Genomic DNA, 20,837 nt, shown 5'->3' on the forward strand with positions numbered 1-20,837 from the left:
TCGGCCCGGTCTCCGCCGATGGAAAGAAGAACACCATGAAATGGCTGTCACTCACGGCGTTGGTGCTCCTGCCGGCGCCGGCACTCGCCCAGAACATCTCCGCACCCACGCTCGCTTCTGCACCAACCGACAATATCAATGGAGATCGCATGATCTATCGTGACAGGACCGCGCCGCGCGAGGATCGCGTCGATGACCTGATGGCGCAGCTGACGCTGGACGAGAAGATAGCGCTGCTCGCGGGCGCCGGATCGATGACGCTCAACGCCGTTTCCCGGCTCGGCATCCCGGAGATCAAGATGACCGACGGACCGACCGGCGCACGCTCCCCCCAGGGCGATCCAGCGACAGTCTTTCCCGTCGGCGTGGCGCTGGCGGCGACATGGAATCCCGACCTCCTGCGCTCAGTCGGCGGCGCGATCGCCGAAGAGGCGCGCGGCTATGGTGCATCGGTGCTGCTCGCTCCGACCGTCAACATCGTCCGCACGCCGCGATGGGGGCGCAACTTCGAAACATATTCGGAAGATCCGCTGCTGGCCGGCCGGCTTGCGGTCGGCTACGTTCAGGGCGCCCAGCAGGCCGGTATCGGTGTCTCACTCAAGCATTTCGCCGCCAACAATCAGGAAACCCACCGCTTTGTCACCAACTCGCGGGTGAGTGAGCGCGCGCTGCGCGAAATCTATCTGCCTGCGTTCGAAATGGTGGTGAAGGAGGTGGATCCGTGGTCGGTGATGGCTTCATACAACAAGCTCAATGGCCCCCATGCCAGCGAAAATCGCTGGCTGCTCACCGACCTGCTCAAAACAGAATGGCATTATCAGGGGTTCGTCGTGTCGGACTGGGGCGCGACGCGGTCGACCGCCGCGGCGGCCAATGCCGGGCTCGACCTCGAAATGCCGGGGCCGCCCCGATTTTTCGGCGACAAGCTGGAGGCCGCAGTCCGGTCCGGTGAGGTCAGCAAGGCGCAGATAGATGACAATGCCCGCCGGATCGCGCGCCTGATCGTACGCAGCGGATTGCTCGACGGCCCTTTGCCGCCCGGCGAGATCGGCGGCGACCATCACCGCGCGATCGCGCGCGCAGCGGCCGACGAAGCGATCGTGCTGCTCAAGAACAGTGGCGTGCTGCCGCTCAGGCCGGGAATAAGGACGCTGGCGGTGATCGGGCCCAACGCCGATGTCGCGCGTATTCAGGGAGGTGGTAGTTCGGCGGTGAACCCCTTCGCGATGCTCCAGACTCCACTCGATGCGATCCGCGCTGCGCTGCCCGGCGTCGACGTGATCCATGAGAAGGGCGTCGACAGCGAGGAAACGCCGCCCACAGCGGACCCGGCGCTGTTCAGCCCGGCGGCCGACAGCGACGAAATCGGACTCACGGCCAGCTATTTCGCCGATTCCGACCTTGCCGGCTCGGCGCTTCGGACCGAACGCGCGACCAGCTTTGTCAAGCGGATCAGCGGAAATATCGCGGGGCCGCAAGCAAGCGGATATGCCGCGTTGCGCTGGGCGGGTGTGTTCCGCGCGCCCGTCAGCGGAACCTATGAGTTCAGCGTACGCGGCACTGGCGCCGCTATGCTGGACTTCGACGGCAGGACCATCCTCGACGGGACAACGCCGTCCGTGATCGACAATCGCGACGTCATCGGCTCGCCGGTTGAGCGCCGGACGATAAAGGTCGAACTGGAAGGCGGCAAAACCTACCCCGTCCGTCTCGATTATCGCAACGGCCAGACGCGATACGAATATCTGTCGTTCGACGTTCGCCTGCCACGACCCGATTTCGATGCGGCGATCGCGGCGGCGAAGCGTGCCGATGTCGCGATCGTCATTGTCGGATCGGGAACGCTGACGGAGGGCGAAGGTTATGACCGTCTGTCCATCGACCTGCCCGGCGATCAGGACAGGCTGGTATCACAGGTCGCGGCCGTCAATCCATCGACAGTGGTCGTCGTCAACGCAGGCGCCGCAATGGCGATGCCCTGGGCCGAACAGGTGCCGGCGATCCTCGATATGTGGCTGCCCGGACAAGAGGGGGCGGCAGCGCTGGCCGATGTATTGACCGGCAAGACCAATCCATCGGGCAAGCTGCCGGTCAGCTTCCCGATGCATACCACCGATGATACCGTGGTATTAGACACGGTAGAGAGCGACTATGACGAAGGCCTGCTGGTCGGATATCGCGGTTATGAAGCGCGGGGCATCACACCGCTCTTCGCCTTCGGCCATGGGCTGTCTTATACCAGCTTCGACTACGAGGAGATGGCGATGGCAGCGCCGCCCGAGCCCGGCGCGCCCGTCAAGGTCCGCCTTTCGCTGCACAACAGCGGCAAGATGGCCGGCAAGGAAGTCGTCCAGCTTTACATCGCGCGCGCCGACCGCACGCCTGACGAACCGATCAAGCAACTCGCGGCCTTCGCCAAAGTCGATCTCGCTCCCGGCGAGACGCGAAGTGTCGAATTGACGCTCGATCCACGTGTCTTTTCATCCTGGGACGTGGGGGCGCAGCGTTGGACGGCGCGCCCAGGCGCCTATCGGTTGCTGGTGGGCGGCGCGTCGGACGCTATCCGGTTGACCAAAGCCGTACGCCTCACGCCGACAGGCGAGGTCCGGCCGCAAGTCGGGGATTGACCATTGTTCCTCACAGATACTCTTCCCCCTGTATGGCCCGCGATGTCGCTTGCCGAAGCAACGGCGACGCTGACCGCGCCCGGTGCGAACTTCGAAATGGAGACGATCCCTATCCAGGGAATCGCGACGCGCGTGTGGAAGAATGCGCTGCCCGGCCTCGACGCGCTACTCGACCTGTCACGCACGCACGGGGAACGGCTGTTCACCACCCTCGACGACCAGCGCATCAGCTATGAAGCAAACTGGCGCGCGACCGCGGCGCTGGCGCGCGCTTTCTTCCAAATGGGAGTGCGCAAGGGCGACCGCGTGGCTTTTGCGATGCGTAACCTGCCCGAATGGCCGGTGATCTTCTTCGCGATCACGACGATCGGTGCGATCGCAGTGCCGCTCAATGCATGGTGGACGGGGGCCGAACTGGCCTATGGTATCCGCGATTCCGGCGCGAAGCTGCTGATCGTCGACACCGAGCGCCATGCACGCCTCGCCGGACATCTGGACGCGCTGACCGAGCTTGAACGGGTGATCGTCGCGCGCGCGACAGAGCCCGTCGCGGGCGCTACGGCGCTGGAGGATATTGTCGGCGTCCCCGGAAACTGGGCAGACCTTCCCGATCTGCCCCGCCCGCAGGTCGATCTCGATCGCGACGACGACGCGACCATCTTCTACACCAGCGGCACGACAGGCAGCCCCAAGGGCGCGCTCGGCACGCACCGCAACCTGATGACCAACATATTGTCAGCCGCTTTTTCGGCCGCGCGCAGCTTCCTGCGCCGTGGCGAACTGGTGCCGGAGCCACAACCGCGCACGACGCTGACCGTCATCCCACTGTTCCACGTCACCGCCTGCTCGGCCATATTGATGGGCGCGATGGCTGCCGGGCACAGGATCATCTTCATGCGCAAGTGGGACACGGTGCAGGCGATGGAGATCATCGAGCGCGAGAAGGTCAATATGACGGGCGGGGTTCCAACGATCGCGTGGCAGTTGATCGAGCATCCCGACCGCACGAAATACGACCTCTCCTCGCTGGACGTGATCTCCTATGGCGGCGCACCTTCCGCGCCCGAGCTGGTGAGGCGCATTCATGAGGAATTCGGCGCGCTGGTCGGCAATGGCTGGGGGATGACGGAGACGATGGCAACGGTGACTTCGCACAACGCGGAGGACTATCTGAACCGCCCGGATAGCGCCGGGCCGCCGGTCGCGACCGCCGACCTCGAAATCCGCGCCGACGACGGCGTGACGGAGCTGCCGACAGGCACGGTCGGCGAACTATGGGCACGCGGGCCGATGATCATAAAGGGCTATTGGAACAAGCAGGAAGCGACCGCCGAAACCTTCGTCGACGGATGGGTGCGCACTGGCGACCTCGCGCGGATCGACGATGAGGGCTTCCTCTTCATCGTCGACCGCGCCAAGGACATGGTGTTGCGCGGCGGCGAGAATATCTATTCGTCGGAGATCGAGAATATTCTTTACGAGCATCCAGCGGTCACCGACTGCGCGATTGTTGGCATCCCGCACCGCACACTGGGCGAGGAACCAGCGGCGGTCGTCCATCTCGCGCCGGGCATGAGCGCAACCGAGGCCGAGTTGCAGGACTGGGTGCGCGCTCGCCTCGCCGCATTCAAGGTTCCGGTCGTAATTCGCTTAGTTGCGGACACATTGCCACGCAACGCCAACGGCAAGATATTGAAGAAGGATTTGAAGCTATTGTTTACTCCGAGCGAATGAACGGTTTTCGAGCTTCATAGCCGGCCTGGGCTTTGAAATTCCTTCTGGCACGGATTCTGCGGGTTCGTCGGACGATGAGAGAAAAAGATCCTTGCTCAATGTCGACCTCGGCGCTTTCACCGTCGGATCGAACACTTGGCCAGAAACTCCGACACGACGCGCATAACCATCGCATTCTCGCACCCAAACGCTTCAAATGGCGACAGCGAGCAAGTTATAACATCGGTGCCCCCGCGAAAGCGGGAATCCAGCTTCCCTCTCTCAATTCTTCGCGCCTTTGCGCGAGACTTCAAAAACCTCACGCAAAGGCGCGAAGGAAGAAGAAAAAGCTGGATTCCCGCTTTCGCGGGAATGACGAGGGTTCGGTGTTAGGGCGGGGTGCTTCTCCGCGGTAAAGATTTCCCAAGATATTGGTGCGATAGGGGCGCGCATGACTGCCGGGGGAGCTCTTCTGACGAACATGTGCGGCCGGCTTGCGCTCGGCTTCGCGATGCTCGTCGCCGTGCTGCTGGGCGGGCCGGCGCAGGCCGAGACGCTGGCGATCGATCGCCAGCTTTGCCATGCACAAAGCGCGGTGGACGCCCCCGACGACAGCCTGATCGCGCTTCGTTTTTCCTGTGCAGGAACTCCTGCGGGCTATCACCGCGCGAGTCTGTGGCTGCGCACCGACCCCGCGCGTTTGTCGATCGCGCGCAGTGACCTGGCGCTGCTGATCCACCAGTCGCGTTTCGACCGGCTCGCGGTTGCGTTCACCTATGCCGACGGCGGGGTCCGCTGGCAGGAGGTGCGGCAGGGCGACTATGGATCGCACTGGCGCGCCGGCGGGCAGATAATGTTCGAGGCGCCCGAGCGCGGCGCGCCGCTGACCGGGGTGACGATGCGCTTCGACCGGCTCGCGAGCCTTGGCCTGCTGCATGCCCGGCTGATCCCCAAAACCGACGCCGTTGTTCAGTCGACGGGGATGGCGGTCGCGGTCGGCGCCGCGCTGACCTTGCTGCTCGTCAGCGCGATCTACAGCCTCTCGCTCGCGGTGGCGGTGCGCCGCCAATATCTCGCGTGGCAGGCGGGCTGGTCAGCGGTCATGCTGCTGTGGGGCGCGGTCTGGTCGCAGGCGCATCTCGGCCTGTTTCCGGGGCTCGCGGGCACGGTGTCGGCGCAGCTCGGAACCTTCCTCGCCTGTCTTGCGATCGCCATCGCGACCGCGAGCGCGGTGCTGGCGGTCGCGCCCGAGCTCGTGTCGCGGCGCCTGCGCGCCGCCGCGCTGCTGCTCGGCGGCTTCCTCGGCCTCGTCGGGGTGCCGCTGGCGCTGATCCGCAGCGAAAACCTGACCCTATGGGGTGACATGCTGGCGCTGGTCATTCTCGCTGACCTGCTCGCGGTTGCCGTCTACCTAGGGCTGGCGTGGCGTCGCGGTTCGGTGGAGGCGCGCGACTTCCTCGCCGCCTGGTGCCTGCCGATGGCGGTGCTCGCCTTCGTCCATATCGTCGATGTCGACGACGGGCTTTGGGGCGGCGGGTCGAAGATCATGGTGCTGCTCGCCGCGACATGGCAGGCGCTCTGGCTTTCGGCCTCGGCGACGCGGCGGCTCGCGCTGCTGCGGGTCGAGCGCGACCGCGCCCGTGCGGCCGAGGCTTTTGCCCAGCAATTGGCGGCGCGCGACCCGCTGACCGGGCTGCTCAACCGGCGCGGTTTCATCGACAGCGTGACGCCGCTGCTCGACCGCGCCCATGCCGACGATCTGGCGGCGGCGCTGCTCGTCGTCGACATCGACCGCTTCAAGGCAATCAACGACGTCCACGGCCACGACATCGGCGATGCGGTTTTGTGCGAGGTCGCGCGCCGGATCGAGCGGTGGGAAGGGCCGATGTGCACCGTCGCGCGGCTCGGCGGCGAAGAGTTCGGCCTGCTCAGCGTCGGGATGGAGGGGCTGGTCCTCGCGCGCTTCGCCGAAAGCGTGCGTCGCGGCATCGCCGCCTGCGACCATAGCGCGGTGATCGGCGAGGGAACGGTGACCGCCAGCATCGGCGTCGCCGAGGTGCGACCCGCGAGCGATTTCCAGAAACTCTACCGGCTGGCCGACGAAGCGCTCTACGACGCCAAGCGCGCCGGGCGCGACTGCGTCGTCGTGCAGCGCTATTTCACCGACGTCGCGGGCAATGCCGGGAACGGCGAGGCGGCGGCGCTGTCGAGCTGAGGCTCCCCTCCCGACGGCTGGGAACGATGCGCGCTGCCCCGCGTATCGCAGGACGCAGGAGAAACGCCATGCTCGACATCATCGACAGCGCTGACGACGTGATCGCCGTCCGGGTTGCGGACCGGATCAGCGGCGATGAACTTGATACGATCATGGACCGTCTCGACGGCGCGATGGCGCGGCATGACAAGGTGCATGTCTTCGTCGAGACGCGATCGATCGACGGGATCGAGATCGCGGGCCTTGGCGCCTATATGGCGCGGGCGATGCCGCTGCTCGGCAAGCTCGATCGTTTCGGGCGGGTCGCGGTGGTCGCCGATCAGGCGTGGATCCGCACCGTCACCAGGATGGAAAGCGCGGTCCTGCCGCACATCAGCTATCGCGTCTTCGAGCCCGAAGACCGCGACGCGGCCTTCGCCTGGGTGACCGGCGGCGCGTAAGCGCCGGGCCGGGTCAGAGGCCGACCGACTTGTTCTCGACCACTTCGAGCGGCGGCGGGGCCTTTGCGGCACCAGCGCCGGCACGGCGGTGGCTGAGCTTGCCTTCGACCTTGCCGCCGTTCTCGATCGTGATGTTTTCGTAGAAGACGTCGCCGGTGATCCGCGCGCTGGCGTGGACGATCAGCGTCTTGGCCTCGATCGAGCCGTCGACGAGCCCCGCGAGTTTCGCGGTCTCGGCGGTGACGGCGCCCTTGATCTCGCTCGCCTCGCCCTGGACGAGGTTCGCGCATTTGAGGTCGCCCTCGATCTTGCCGTCGACGTGCAGATCGACGCTGGCCGCGACATTGCCGGTGATCGCGACGTCCGACCCGATGATCGAGAAGGTGGTATGGCGCGCGCCGGTCGCCATCTTAGCGGGCACCGCTGCGGGCGGGGACGGCGGAAGCGAGGGCGCCGACTCGCTGTCGGGCGTCGGCTTTGACTTCAAGAACATCGGCTTTGGCCTCCAGGAAGCGGCGCGGATTGACCGCGACGCCGTTCAGACGGACTTCGAAATGCAGATGGCTGCCGGTCGAGCGGCCGGTCGAGCCCATCTTGGCGATCTGCTGACCGGCGGCGACCTGCGCGCCGACCTGCGTCGTGAAGCCCGACAGATGCGCGTAGCGGGTGAGGATGCCCTGACCGTGGTCGACCTCGACGACATTGCCATAGCCCGACCTCTGCCCGACGAAAGTGACGCGGCCGGGCGCGGCGGCGAGGATCGGGGTGCCGAGCGGGCCGGGGAAGTCGAGCCCCGAATGCATCGCGCCCGCGCCGGTGAAGGGATCGCTGCGATAGCCATAGCTCGACGACAGCATCAGCACATGCGCGGGCTGGCCCGAGGGAATCGCGACCAGCGTGCGTTCGAGCACTTCCATGCGGAACAGCGCGCCTTCGAGCGCCGCGAAGCTCTTGCCGAGCGCGCCGGCCTGGCCGGTGCGGCCGCGGAAGGGAATGAAGGGACCACCGCGCCCGGCCGCGGCGTTGCGGACGAGGCCGGCCGGGTCGAGCCCGAGCTGCGCGACCGCGACTTCGGCCTTGGCGGCGCGCGCCTTGACCGCCGCGAGCAGGTGCGCCGAAAAGGCTTCCTGGCGCGCTTCGAGACGTGCGAGCGCCTGCGCCTCGGGGGGCAGGCGCGGGTCGATCGCGCTGGTTTCGAGCGGTTTTGCAGCGGTTTCGCCGGTGCCAGCCTCGCTCTTGGCGTCGGCGGGCAGCGGCTCGTCGCCGAAATAATCCTTCTTCCACTCCTCGAGCTGGCCCTGGCGCTCGTCGAGGTCGGCGGCAATCTCGGCGACACGGTCGCGATATTTGGCGATGCGGGCTTCGGAGGCGGCGGCGGCGGCCTGCTTGGCGGCGACTTCGGCGCGCTCGCCCGAGGTCAGAAGCTGGTTGACGAACACCGCGAGCGTCACCCCCGCCCAAGCGAAGAGGACGAGCCCGGCGATCAGCGCGACACGCTTTTGCCAGACCGCGCTGATACGCAGGAAACGCACGTGACCGTGCGTGCGAATGAAGATTTCATGGTCCTGGAACAGCGCCGAAAAGCGCTGGCGCCAATGGCGCAGACCCGTCGATTGCGAAGACAAGCTACGACCCCGTCTTGTTGTTTTTGTGGAGCCCTCCGCCCCGACTTGGCGGCGCGTGTAACAGGGTGCGGGAGTGGGGGCGAATCTTTGGGGGATGACTCGCGCCGAATCGAAATGGACTCGCGGTGAACGGTGGCAGGTGCAGGAAATGCTGCCATTTTGGCGGGAAATAGCACCGCGAATCGGCCGCTTTACGTGGGAGCGACAGTGCGGGGAGATTGTCATTGCGAGCGGAGCGAAGCAATCTCCAGCTATCGGTGACATGGAAGGCTGACTGGAGATTGCTTCGTCGCTGCGCTCCTCGCAATGACGCAAAGTAAAGGGATGCCGCAATATTATTGACGGCTTGCTTACCATTTCCGCCTAAGGGGGGCCAGTGACTCCTATGCCCGATATCGTGTCGCCCGAAGGGGCGCGGTCTGTCGAAGCCGCCGACTCACAGGCGAATCGGCCGCGTTCGGCGGTCAGCGCCGGGGTGGGGATCGTCGGTCTGATCGGCCTCTTCACCTATCTGCTCGCCGCGCGTCACGCGCCCGCCATCGCGGGCTGGCTCGGGATCGACTGGGGGCAGCGCGGCCCGATGAACGGGCCCAATTCGGCGATCGCGAGCGTTCTCGCCTGCGGCGTCCCGATGGTGCTGTGGTCGGTCTTCGTCGACAAGGTGCACCGCAATCCGTCGACGGGGATCGACTGGTCGCTGCGCCGTCCGTGGCGCGAGACGATCGACATCAGCCTGACCAAGCTCGCCGGCCTGTGGGCGACCTGGGCGCTGATCGCGGGCTTCTACGTCACGATGCGCTATTATTGGGAAGGCAGCTACGCCTTCTCGATGAACCTGCTCGAACGGGTGGCGCCGTGGCTGCTGCTCGTCTCGATCCCCTATATGCTCTGGCTCGACCGCCGCATGGTCGAGCCGCGCGACGGCTGTTACCAGTTCGGTCGCTGGCTGACGGCCCCCGGAAGGCCGGTCGACGGCCGCGCGATCGCGCATCATTTCCGCGCCTGGGCGGTGAAGGGCTTCTTCACCGCCTTCATGCTGTCGATCGTGCCGGGCAATTTCGCGGCGCTCGTCTCGGTGTCGATGAACGAAGTTCTGGCCAATCCCTATATGACGAGCCTGTGGACGATCAATCTGCTCTACCTCGTCGACGTCCATATCGCGACCGTCGGCTATATATTGACGATGAAGCCGCTCGATTCGCACATCCGCACCGCGAATCCCTATTTCATGAGCTGGATGGCGGCGCTCGTCTGCTATCCGCCCTTCGTGATGATGGACGGCGGCCCGCTCGACTATCGGGTGAACGGCGCCGACTGGGGCTATTGGCTACAGGGCCACGACCATCTGATGATGCTGTGGGGCGCGGTGCTGGTTGCGCTGGTGGCGGTCTATGCCTGGGCGACGATGGCGTTCGGCATCCGCTTCTCGAACCTCACGCATCGCGGCGTGCTTACCCACGGGCCTTACAGGCTGACGCGTCACCCCGCCTATGTGTCGAAGAATCTGAGCTGGTGGGTCGGCTCGATGCCCTTTCTCGTCACCGCGGGCGGCTGGGCCGAGGGGCTGCGCAACACGCTGCTGCTCGCGGCGGTCAGCGGCATCTATTACTGGCGCGCCAAGACCGAGGAGAAGCATCTCCTCGCCGATCCCGCCTATGTCGCTTACTGGAACTGGGCACAGGGAAATGCGCTGGTGCCGCGGCTGTTTGCGAAGCTGAGCGGGCGCGACCGGCCGTTGATCCGGCTGGAACCCGATCCGCGCGTGGGACCGGTGGCGTAATTCTTTTTTCCCCTTCCGCCTGCGGGAGAAGAGATTCAGGTCAGAAGCTCAGCTCGTCATAAATCTTCGACAGATCGTGGCCCCACGGCCCTTCGTAGCGGTCGAGCAGGTCGTGCGCGGGGGATTTGCCGCTCGCGGCGATGCGGCGCAGCGGTTCGAGGAAGCCGACCTCATTATCGCCCATCGAATTGACCTCGCCGCGCGCCGCGAGACCCGCCGCCGCGATGTCGAGGACGCGATGCGCGAGGTCGCCGACGGTGCCGCCGCCCGGCGCGGGCGCGCAGAGCCCGTCGCGCGGCACCGCGTCGCGCAGCGCCTGCTGCTCGGCGATGCTCCAGCCCTTGACGAGATCCCAGGCGGCGTCGAGCGCGCCCTGGTCATAGAGCAGCCCGACCCACAGCGCGGGGAGCGCGCAGATGCGGTTCCACGGGCCGCCGTCGGCGCCGCGCATTTCGAGGAAGCTCTTGAGCCGCACCTCCGGGAAAGCGGTCGAGAGATGGTCGGTCCAGTCGGACATGTGCGGCAGCTCGCCGGGCAGCGCGGGAAGCTCACCTTTCAGGAAGGCGCGAAAGCTCTGCCCCGCGGCGTCGATATATCGGCCGTCGCGAAAGACGAAATACATCGGCACGTCGAGCATATAATCGACATAGCGGTCATAGCCGAAGCCGTCCTCGAACACGAAGGGCAGCATTCCGGTGCGCGCGGGGTCGGTGTCGGTCCAGATGTGGCTGCGATACGACATATAGCCGTTCGGCTTGCCGTCGGTGAAGGGCGAGGCGGCGAAGAGCGCGGTCGCGAGCGGCTGCAACGCCAGGCTGACGCGGAATTTCTGCACCATGTCGGCCTCGCTCGCATAATCGAGGTTGGTCTGGATCGTGCAGGTGCGCAGCATCATGTCGAGCCCCATCGTGCCGACACGCGGCATATGGTCGAGCATGATCTTGTAGCGCCCCTTGGGCATCCGCGGCAGCTCGTCGCGGCTCTTGTCGGGCCACATGCCGAGGCCGAGGAAGCCGAGGCCGAGTTCGGCGCCGATTTCCTTGACCTGCTTCAGGTGGCGGCCGGTCTCGGCGCAGGTCTGGTGGAGATTTTCGAGCGGCGCGCCCGACAGTTCGAGCTGCCCCGCGGGTTCGAGGCTGATCGCGCCGTCGCTGCCCGAGAGGGCGATGACGTTCCCGCCCTCATAGACGGGCTCCCAGCCGAAGCGGGTGAGCGCCATCAACAGGTCGCGGATGCCGCCGGGCTCGTCATAGGAGGGGGCGCGGTGATCGGCGGTGCGATAGACGAATTTCTCGTGCTCGGTGCCGATGCGCCAGCGGTCGCGGGGCTTTTCGCCCTTGGCCATGGGGGCCGCGAGCTGGTCGCGGCTTTCGATGATGGGATCGTTTTGATCTGAAACCGTCCGCGTGCTCATCTCCGCGCCATTAGGGCCGTGCGCGAAAAATGCAATCGGGCGCGTCGGCCGATCCGGGTTTCGCCGGCCGTCGCGAATGAGGTCGGAAGATGTTGCAACGGCGAGGACCGGGCAAGCATGGTCGCGTCGCTCGCCAAGGTGCGTCTACTGGCCCCCACGCCAGCGAATGGGCACCGGTCCTGCCGTTGCGGATACGGCATTGCAGCAATCATGGCTAATTTGAAGTTAATCGCTGCCAGGTTGAAAGCAATTTCTGTCTCGAAACGGGACATTATCTCCAGTCGCCGTGGAGCCCCATCCACAGCCCGACCGCGGCGATCGCGGCGGTTTCGGCGCGCAGGATGCGGGGACCGAGCGACAGGCGGCAGACCGCGGAGCAGCCGAGCAGCGCCTCGCGCTCGCGCGGCGTAAAGCCGCCTTCGGGGCCGGTCAGGATCGCGGCGGGGGCGGGCGCATCGATCGCGGCGAAGGGCGTGCCGCCTTCCTCGTCGGCGAAGAGAAGCGCGCGGTCGGCGGGCCAGTCCCTGAGCAGGTGCGGTAGCTTCACGGGTTCGGCAAGCTCGGGAAGCGCGGTGCGGCCGCATTGTTCGCAGGCCTCGACGATCTGCGCCTCGATCCGCTCGCGCTTGACCCGCTCGACGATCGTCCGTTCGGTGATCACCGGCTGCAGCCGCGCGATGCCGAGTTCGGTCGCTTTCTCGATGATCCAGTCGAGCCGCGCTTTCTTGACCGGAGCGAAGCAGAGCCAGAGGTCGGGCACCGTTTCGCGCGCGCGGGTCCGGCGTTCGATCCGGACGGTCAGCGATCTCTTGCCCGCGTCGGCGATGACCCCGAGCCACTCGCCGCTGCGATCGTCGAACAGCAGCAGCGGATCGCCGACCCGCAGCCGCATGACGTTCAGCAGATAATGCGCCGCTGCCCCCTCGATGACCGGGGCGGCGTCGGGTCCGAGCGGGAGGGGAGTGAACAGGCGGGGCGTACTGGCGGGCGGCCAGGCGGGGATTGCGGGCATCGCGATGCGATAGCAGACCGCTTCCTGTTGCGCACCTGCCGCCGAGACGGGCCGCCTCTGTCCCGATCCGGGTCAGAAGCCGCCGAATTGCCGCGCGCGCGCCGGCCCCGCTTAGCAATTTGGTAAGCAGTTTCCCCCTAGTGCGAGGATACCAGTCGCGCATCTGGGTGGGTGGCGCCTCTGGCTAGAGGGGTTTAGACCATGCGAGGGACCATTTTCAGCCGCCTGCGGGCTGGCGCCTCGAACCTGTTTCGCGATCAGCGCGGCAACGCGATGATGCTGACCGCGGCCGCGATCGTGCCCGTTGTCGGCATCGTCGGGTCGGCGGTCGACATCGGGCGCGCCTATATGACCCAGCTTCGCCTGCAACAGGCGTGCGACGCCGGCGTGCTCGCCGGCCGGCGCGCGATGGCCGGCGCCCTCTATACGGACCCGGCGAAGACCGAAGCGAACAAGATGTTCAACTTCAATTTCCCGGACGGAAATTTCGGCAGTCACGCGGTGTCCTTTTCCTCCTGGGGTGTCGGGTCGTCGGATGTCGCCGGCCGCGCGACCGCGATCCTGCCGACCGCGCTCATGTATATCTTCGGCAAGGACCAGTTCGACCTGGCGGCCAATTGCACCGCGAAGCTCGAAATCTCGAACGTCGATGTGATGATGGTGCTCGACGTCACCGGGTCGATGGCGCGCAAGGCGGACAGCGACGACGACGACACCAAGATCGAGGCGCTGCGCAAGGCGGCGGTCGATTTCTTCGATACGCTGACCAACGCCGACGTCGGCGACGGGCGGATTCGCTTTGGGGTGGTTCCCTACAGCTCGTCGGTCAACGTCGGACAGATATTGATCGCGAAGAATCCCGACTGGCTGGCGGACTCCGAGTGGCTCCCCTCGCGTTCGCCGAAAACCAAAGAAATATGGAGCGATGCGCGAACGGTCGATTCCACGGACTTTGACGCGACCCCGCCCATCGCCGACAAGAAAAATGGGAAGGACAACTGGCAAGACGCAGGGACGGTCGACAAGGTCCAGGAGGATTGCGTCGACTGGGATGAGAGCGCGTCACCCAAGATCATCGATACCAAGAACCAGAATGTCCAGAATCCCGTTATCGACGGCAGCACACGTATCACCGTCAGCGATCAGAAGCGGACGTATGAATATTATTCCTATGACGCCACTTGGCAGCCCGCCACCAAGAAGAAGCCCGGCAGTTGTCAGATCAAAAAGCTCCGCTGGACGTTCACGCGCACCTATTACAAGGTGCAGACGGTCGAGACCCTGACCAGGGTTTTCGACGGCGCCTATAATTATCTCGATCGCGAATTCGACACGCGTCCGCTGAAGACCGGATCGACGATCGAGTCCGATACCGGCGATGAGGGCGCGACGGTCACCACGAGCTGGGGCGGGTGCATCATCGAGCGGATTACGACGAAATTCGCGTCCAACGAGACGGCTCCTTCGAACGCCCTCGACATGGATATCGATACGCTCCCGACAGCTGGCGATGCGGATACCCAATGGAAGCTGTTCCTCCCCGACGTCACCTATAATCGCAGCCAGGAGAAGCCGCTTTCGGGCTCGACGAAAGATCTCACCAATTTCGTCGAAAAGGGCGGTGACTATGCCGCCTGTCCGGCGGCGGCGATGAAGCTGGAGACGATGACGAAGACGGACCACGACAAGTTCGCGGCCTATATCAACACGCTGCAGCCCAAAGGCTATACCTATCATGACGCGGGCATGGCGTGGGGCGCGCGGCTGCTGTCGCCGAGCGGCCTGTTTGCCGACGAGAACGGACCCTATAACGGCCGTCCGGTCAGCCGCCACGTCATCTTCATGACCGACGGCGACATGATGACGCCGCGCGACAATCTGTCGCATCAGGGACAGGAACGGTCGATGCCGCGAATCGGCGCGACGAGCGACGATGACGCGATCGCGCGGCACAACAACCGCTTCGTCCAGCTTTGCCGGGCGGCGCGCCAGCGTGCGATCACCATCTGGGTGGTGTCCTTCGGGGTCGGCAGCAACGCCAACCTCAACAGTTGCGCCTCGTCGGGCCAGGCGTTCGAAGCCAGCAATGCGTCGCAGCTCAACGACCAGTTCCAGGCGATCGCCCGTCAGATCTCCAAGCTGAGGCTGTCGCAATGAGCCCGGTGTCCGCTCTGCTTCGCCGCCTTCGCCGCCATCAGCGCGGCACGGCGCTGATGGAATTTGCGCTGACGGCCCCGGTCTTTCTCCTCGTCCTGATGGGGATCTTCGACTATTGCTGGCAGATGTATGCGCAGCAGGTGCTGCAGGGCGCGGTCGCCAAGGCCGGTCGCGACGCGACGATCGAAACCTATGCCATCGATCAGTCGAAGCTCGATACCTTCGTGAGCAACCAGGTGCACAAGGTGTTCAAGGGTGCCGAAGTGAGCTTCAAGCGCCGTGCCTATGACGATTTCAGCAAAATGAAGGAGCCGCGCACGGTCGATTATGACGGCGACGGCGTGGTCGACTGCGTCGAGGACGGAGGCAAGACAGGCAACGGCGGTGCCGACGACGTGGTTCTCTATACCGCCTCCATGCGATTCAAGCGCATCCTGCCCGTGTGGCGGATGTTGGGGCAGTCCGAATATAAGACGCTGTCATCGACGACCGTGCTACGCAACCAGCCCTTTGCTGCGGGAAGCGAAATAGCGGCGGAGATATGCGCATGACCGGCCCCGTTCTTCATCGTCTGCGCGTTCAGGCGCGGCGCCTCGCCCGCAGCGTTCGCGCGACCGTGCTCATCGAAATGGCTTTTTCGATCCCGCTCCTCGTGCTGCTTGGCTTCGGGGGGCTGGAAATCGCCAATCTGACGCTGATCAACACCCGCATCAGCCAGATCGGACTCAACACCGCCGACAATGCCTCGCGCATCGCGGCGGGCAGCAACCTCGCGCAGCCGCAAGTTCGCGAGATCGACGTCAACGAGGTCTTCACCGGGGTCGAGAAGCAGGCGGGTGGCCTCGACTTCAAGAACCGCGGCCGCATCATCCTGTCGAGCCTCGAGCAGAACAAGGAAGGCGGCCAGTGGATCCACTGGCAGCGCTGCTATGGCAATATGAAGGTTACCTCGGCCTTCGGTCCGGAAGGGACCGGGGCGACGGGCACGAACTTCAAGGGTATGGGGCCGAAGGATCACGAGGTCACCGCGGTCAGCGGCACCGCGGTGATGTTCGTCGAGGTCGTCTATCAATATAAGCCGCTCCTCTATGGCAAATGGCTGGGACCGAAAACGATCCGGTCGGCCGCCGCCTTCAACATCCGCGAGCCGCGCGACCTGACGAAAATCTACCCCTCGACCGGGGTGACCGCGTCGACCTGCACCACCTGAGTCCCCTGAACGGGCGCGCGGCGGCGATAGGCATTTATCCCGCGCGCGACTGCTGCTATCGCCCGCGGCATCGATGACCGCCGCGACGCATCCTCCCGACAGCCAGCATCAGGGCTTCCTCGGCCTGCTTCCCGCGCCGCTGCGCCCCTATGCGCTGCTCGCGCGCTTCGACCGGCCGATCGGCTGGTGGCTGCTCTATTGGCCGTGCGCCTGGGGGCTGGCGCTCGCGGGCGGGGTGCGGAGCCATTGGCCCTTGTTCCTGTGGATGCTGCTCGGCGCGATCGTCATGCGCGGCGCGGGATGCGTCTATAACGATATCGTCGACCGCGACCTCGACGCGAAGGTCGCGCGCACCGCATCGCGCCCGGTCGCAAGTGGCGCGGTGTCGGTGCGCGGCGCCTTGCTGTGGACCGCGTTGCTGTCGTTGATCGGGCTGGTCGTGCTGGTGCAATTGCCGCTTCCCGCCGAGATCGTGGCGGTCGCAAGCCTCGCGCTCGTCGCTGCCTATCCCTTCATGAAGCGCATCACCTGGTGGCCGCAGGCGTGGCTGGGCCTCGTGTTCAGCTGGGGCGCGCTCGTCGGCTGGATCGCGGTCGGCGGAGGGCAGGGGTTGGCGCTGCCGTTGCTCTATGCCGGCTGCATCGCCTGGGTGATCGGCTACGACACCATCTATGCGCTGCAGGATATCGAGGACGATGCGCTGGTCGGCGTCAAGTCGAGCGCGCGCGCGCTGGGGCGCCATGTGAAGGGCGGGGTTGGCCTCTGCTATGGTTTCGCGCTCGCGGGCTGGGCGGGGGCGCTGTGGAGTGTGCGGCCCGATCCGCTGGTGCTTGTGGCGCTGGTGCCCGCGGCGCTGCACCTGACAGGACAGGTGGTAACGCTTGACCCCGCGAACGGCGCCGATGCGCTGGCGAAATTCCGCAGCAACCGCTTCGCCGGGCTGCTCGTGTTCGCGGCGATGCTGGTGGTGGGCAGCGCGCCCTGAATAATAGGGACTGTCCCTATTTAATCATTCCGCCGCCAGCAATTCCTCCGCCCCACCGAGGTCGACCGACACCAGGCGGCTGACGCCCTTCTCGATCATCGTCACCCCGAACAGGCGATGCATCCGCGCCATCGTCACCGCATTGTGAGTGACGATCAGATAGCGGGTGTTGGTCTCGCGGCTCATGCGGTCGAGCAGGTCGCAGAAGCGCTCGATATTCGCGTCGTCGAGCGGCGCGTCGACCTCGTCGAGGACGCAGATCGGCGCGGGGTTGGTGAGGAAGAGGCCGAAGATCAGCGCGACCGCGGTCAGCGCCTGCTCGCCCCCCGACAGCAGGGTCAGCGTGCCGAGCCTTTTGCCCGGCGGCTGCGCCATGATTTCGAGACCAGCCTCGAGCGGATCGTCCGAATCGACGAGTTCGAGGTGGGCCTGACCGCCGTTGAACAGCGTGGTGAAGAGGCGCTGGAAATGCTCGTTGACGGTCTCGAACGCGGCGAGCAGGCGGACGCGGCCTTCACGATTGAGATTGCCGATCGAGCCGCGCAGCCGATTCACCGCCTGCGTCAGTTCCTCGATCTCGGCAGCGCTCTTCTCGCGCTCGACGTCGAGTTCGGCAAGCTCGTCGGCGGCGACGAGATTGACCGGGCCGAGCCGCTCGCGCTCGGCGATCAGCCGGTCGTGCTGCGCCGATTCGGTGCTCGCATCGCCGACGCTCGCGCTCTCGAAGCCCGCCTTTTGCGGCAACAGCGGCGGCGGGCACTCGAAGCGCTCGCCCGACAGGCGGCCCATTTCGACGCGCCGCAGCTCGGCATTCTCGGAGCGCGCGGCGGCCCCGGCGCGGGTCTCGCGCGCAGCGGCGACGCGCTCGCGGATCGCGGTGAGCGCGGCCTCGGCTTCGCGGAGCGCGGCCTCGGCCTCGCGTTCGTGCGCTTCGGCGGCCGCGACCTGTTCGCGCAGACCGGCCTGCCGTGTCTCGGCATCGGCGCGGTCGGCGGCGAGCTTGTCGGGGAGACCGGCGAGCTTCGCGGCCTCGGCGGCGAGCGCTTCGGCGCGCTTGTCCATGTCGGTGACGCGCCGCGCCGCCTCGCCCGCGCGCGCTTTCCAGCTCTTGATCTCGGCGCCGACGACCGCCTGGCGTTCGCTCAGCGCCGCGAGTGTGCGGTCGTGCGCGGCGAGCGTGCCCTGCGCGTCGTTCGCGCCGGCGCGGGCGCGGTCGGTCGCGGCTTCCTGGGTGTCGAGCGCGGCGCGCGCGAGGCTTTCGTCGGGGAGCGCTGCAAGCACCGTTTCCTGCGCGGCGAGTGCTTCGGCGGCCTCCGTCGCGGCGGCGGCGATTTCGGCGAGGCGGCGACCCAACAGCGCGGCGGCGTCGCGGTGGCGGTCGAGCGCCGCTTCGGCCTGATCGGCGGCGCGCAACGCGGCGCGGCGGGCCTCGTCGGCCTGTGCGAGACCCTTGCGCGCGGCGGCGGCGGCTTCGGCGAGTTCGGCGGCTTTTGCCGCGGCGGCGTCGCGGCGGTCCGTCAGTTCCTGCACACCGAGCTCGACTTGCGGGCGCTGCGCCGCGAGCTCATCGAGCCGGTTCTGGCGTTGCAGCCGCTCGGTCGCGGTCGCACCGTCGCCGCGCGTCACGAAGCCGTCCCAGCGGCGCATCACTCCGTCCAGCGTGACGACGCGCTGGCCGACCGCGAGCGGCTGACCGCTGTCGGTTTCGGCGACCGCGACCTGCGCGAGACGGCGCGCGAGCGCGGCGGGGGCCTGCACATAGTCGGCGAGCGATTCGGTGCCGGCGGGCAGAGGCGGGTCGTCCGGGCGCTGCTCGGCGCCGCCCCAGACGCGTGCGGCGGCGGTGTCGGTCCCGGCGTCGAGATCGTCGCCGAGCGCGGCGGCGAGCGCGGCTTCGTAGCCGGGAGTCACGCGCAGCCGGTCGAGGATGCGGTCGTCGCCGCTGCGCGCGGCGGCGAGCGCGCGTTCGAGTGTTGCGGCTTCGCCGTCGAGCGCCGCGAGCGCGGCGCGCGCTTCGGCGAGCCCGGCTTCGGCGGCGGCGAGGTCGGCGGCGGTCGCTTCGCGGTCGGCCTCGGCCTCCTGCAAGGCGGCTTCGGTGGCGGCGATCGCGGCTTCGGCCTGCTCGGCCGCCTGCGCGCTTTCGGCGCGGGCCGTAGCGAGCGCGGTGCTGTCGCCGAGCGCGGCGATGTCGGCATCGACGCGCGCTTTTTCCTGCTCGACGCGGCGGACGGCGGCTGCGGCACCATCGTGCGCCGAGACCGCGATGCGGCGGTCGGCCGCCTCGCTCGCGGCGCGTGCGCGCGCCTGCGCCAGCGCGACCTCGGCATCGCGAAGATGCGCCTGCGCGGCCTGATGCGCCTCGACGAGCGTGGCCCGGCTCGCCCCGTGCGCGGCGATATCCTGCGCAAGCTGCTTCGCCTCGGCATCGAGCGCGGTGAGTGCGGCGTGGGCTTCGCGCGCGAGTTCGCCTTCGCGGGTGCGGTCGTCGGCCAGGCGTTGCTGCTGCGCCGCGAGATCGTCGAGCCGCTGGCGCGCGGCGCGTTCCTCGCCCTGCAGGCGGACGAGCGTCGCGGTCGCTTCCGCGAGCGCGTCGCGCCGCGCCTGCGCCTCGGCGCGGGCGGCGCCGACGCGGGTCGCGACTTCGACCTGCGCCGCCGAGACGGTTTCGAGTTCGGCCTGCGCCGCCTTCACCGCGGCGTCGGCGGCGTCGGCGTCGCGGCGCGCCTGGTCGGCGGCGGCCGCGGCATCGCGCCAGCGCGCATAGATGAGCCGCCCCTCGGCGACGCGGATGTCTTCGGACAGCTTCCGGTATTTTTCGGCGGCGCGCGCCTGGCGGCGCAGTGCATTCGCGCGCACCTCCATGTCGGTGACGATTTCGGAGAGCCGCGTGAGGTTGGTCTCGGTCGCGCGCAATTTCTGCTCGGCGTCCTTGCGGCGGACGTGCAGGCCCGCGATTCCGGCAGCCTCTTCCAGCATCGCGCGGCGGTCGGTCGGCTTGGCGGCGATGACGTTCGCGATCTTGCCCTGGCTGACGAGCGCCGGGCTGTGCGCGCCGGTCGCGGCGTCGGCGAAAATCAGCGCGACGTCCTTCGCGCGCACGTCGCGACCGTTGGCGCGATAGGCCGATCCCGCGCCGCGTTCTATGCGGCGGATGATTTCGAGCTCGTCGCCCTCGCTGGCGTCGGACAGGCCGGCGACGACCCCGCCCTCGGTATCGCAATGGATTCCGACCTCGGCGAAATCGCGCGGCGGGCGCTGCGCGGTGCCCGCGAAGATGACGTCCTCCATCCCGCCGCCACGCATCGATTTGGGCGAGGATTCGCCCATCACCCAGCGGATCGCTTCGAGCAGGTTCGACTTGCCGCAGCCATTGGGGCCGACGACGCCGGTCAGGCCGGGCTCGATGCGCAGTTCGGTGGGTTCGACGAAGCTTTTGAAACCGGTCAGGCGCAGGCGCTTTATCTGCACGGGCAATCCCCGTGCAGGCGGCCGAATCGGAGCTGTTGCAACCTTTGCGTCACATTTCCCCCTGACGCTGTCATGGCGCGCTCAGGGGGGAGTCGCAAGGGCTCTCACATCTTGTTATCCCGGCGAAGGCCGGGATCTCATCCTTGCGTTCTGGCGCATCGGCGAGATCCCGGCCGTCAGCTTTGCTGAAG

The 20,837-nt window shown here is 66.8% G+C and carries 14 protein-coding genes; 9 read left to right on the forward strand and 5 right to left on the reverse strand.

Features of this window, described 5'->3' with window-relative positions; translation table 11 throughout:
• The first annotated feature begins 35 nt into the window (after positions 1–35).
• The 4 genes from ACVENA_RS00240 (at position 36) to ACVENA_RS00255 (ending at position 6,995) form a co-directional block, all read left to right on the forward strand.
• Positions 36–2,627 (forward strand): beta-glucosidase H, encoded by a 2,592-nt coding sequence (locus ACVENA_RS00240; RefSeq protein ID WP_449327164.1) that lies wholly within the window; start codon positions 36–38, stop codon positions 2,625–2,627.
• 42 nt (positions 2,628–2,669) lie between these two features.
• Positions 2,670–4,361 (forward strand): class I adenylate-forming enzyme family protein, encoded by a 1,692-nt coding sequence (locus tag ACVENA_RS00245; protein WP_449327165.1) that lies wholly within the window; start codon positions 2,670–2,672, stop codon positions 4,359–4,361.
• Between the two features lie 460 nt (positions 4,362–4,821).
• Positions 4,822–6,555, forward strand: coding sequence for a GGDEF domain-containing protein (locus tag ACVENA_RS00250; RefSeq protein WP_449327166.1), 1,734 nt, complete (start codon positions 4,822–4,824; stop codon positions 6,553–6,555).
• Positions 6,556–6,623: 68 nt separating this feature from the next.
• Positions 6,624–6,995: a SpoIIAA family protein gene (locus tag ACVENA_RS00255; RefSeq protein ID WP_257547368.1), complete on the forward strand. Its 372-nt coding sequence runs from the start codon at positions 6,624–6,626 to the stop codon at positions 6,993–6,995.
• Between the two features lie 13 nt (positions 6,996–7,008).
• Here the strand turns inward: ACVENA_RS00255 and ACVENA_RS00260 are convergent, their stop codons facing one another.
• Both ACVENA_RS00260 and ACVENA_RS00265 read right to left on the reverse strand, forming a co-directional pair.
• Positions 7,009–7,404 (reverse strand): bactofilin family protein, encoded by a 396-nt coding sequence (locus ACVENA_RS00260; RefSeq protein WP_257547370.1) that lies wholly within the window; start codon positions 7,402–7,404, stop codon positions 7,009–7,011.
• 1 nt (position 7,405) lies between these two features.
• Positions 7,406–8,620: a M23 family metallopeptidase gene (locus ACVENA_RS00265; RefSeq protein WP_449327167.1), complete on the reverse strand. Its 1,215-nt coding sequence runs from the start codon at positions 8,618–8,620 to the stop codon at positions 7,406–7,408.
• Between the two features lie 385 nt (positions 8,621–9,005).
• Here ACVENA_RS00265 and ACVENA_RS00270 point away from each other — a divergent pair, with 385 nt between their 5' ends.
• On the forward strand, positions 9,006–10,400 hold the full coding sequence (locus tag ACVENA_RS00270; RefSeq protein WP_257547374.1) for a methyltransferase family protein: 1,395 nt from the start codon (positions 9,006–9,008) through the stop codon (positions 10,398–10,400).
• A gap of 40 nt (positions 10,401–10,440) precedes the next feature.
• Here the strand turns inward: ACVENA_RS00270 and ACVENA_RS00275 are convergent, their stop codons facing one another.
• Both ACVENA_RS00275 and ACVENA_RS00280 read right to left on the reverse strand, forming a co-directional pair.
• On the reverse strand, positions 10,441–11,814 hold the full coding sequence (locus tag ACVENA_RS00275) for a glutamate--cysteine ligase (protein WP_449327168.1): 1,374 nt from the start codon (positions 11,812–11,814) through the stop codon (positions 10,441–10,443).
• 271 nt (positions 11,815–12,085) lie between these two features.
• Positions 12,086–12,826, reverse strand: coding sequence for a 16S rRNA (uracil(1498)-N(3))-methyltransferase (locus ACVENA_RS00280; RefSeq protein ID WP_449327169.1), 741 nt, complete (start codon positions 12,824–12,826; stop codon positions 12,086–12,088).
• A gap of 201 nt (positions 12,827–13,027) precedes the next feature.
• Here ACVENA_RS00280 and ACVENA_RS00285 point away from each other — a divergent pair, with 201 nt between their 5' ends.
• From ACVENA_RS00285 to ubiA, 4 genes are all read left to right on the forward strand, one after another.
• Positions 13,028–14,983: a TadE/TadG family protein gene (locus tag ACVENA_RS00285; protein ID WP_257547382.1), complete on the forward strand. Its 1,956-nt coding sequence runs from the start codon at positions 13,028–13,030 to the stop codon at positions 14,981–14,983.
• Entirely contained in the window at positions 14,980–15,534 is a 555-nt protein-coding gene (locus ACVENA_RS00290; RefSeq protein WP_257547384.1) for a TadE family protein, read from the forward strand. Before ACVENA_RS00285 ends, ACVENA_RS00290 begins: the two co-directional genes overlap by 4 nt.
• A complete protein-coding gene (locus ACVENA_RS00295) occupies positions 15,531–16,193 on the forward strand; it encodes a hypothetical protein (RefSeq protein WP_257547386.1) in 663 nt (220 codons plus the stop codon). The genes ACVENA_RS00290 and ACVENA_RS00295 overlap by 4 nt, the downstream gene beginning before the upstream one ends.
• Before the next feature lie 73 nt (positions 16,194–16,266).
• Positions 16,267–17,178 carry a 4-hydroxybenzoate octaprenyltransferase gene (ubiA, locus tag ACVENA_RS00300; RefSeq protein ID WP_449327170.1) on the forward strand — a complete coding sequence of 304 codons (912 nt, stop codon included), beginning with the start codon at positions 16,267–16,269 and terminating at the stop codon, positions 17,176–17,178.
• A 24-nt stretch (positions 17,179–17,202) separates the two neighbouring features.
• Here ubiA and smc read toward each other — a convergent pair whose 3' ends face one another.
• Positions 17,203–20,646 carry a chromosome segregation protein SMC gene (gene smc / locus ACVENA_RS00305; RefSeq protein WP_449327171.1) on the reverse strand — a complete coding sequence of 1,148 codons (3,444 nt, stop codon included), beginning with the start codon at positions 20,644–20,646 and terminating at the stop codon, positions 17,203–17,205.
• Positions 20,647–20,837: the final 191 nt, after the last annotated feature.

The organism is Sphingopyxis sp. 550A, assembly GCF_053569535.1.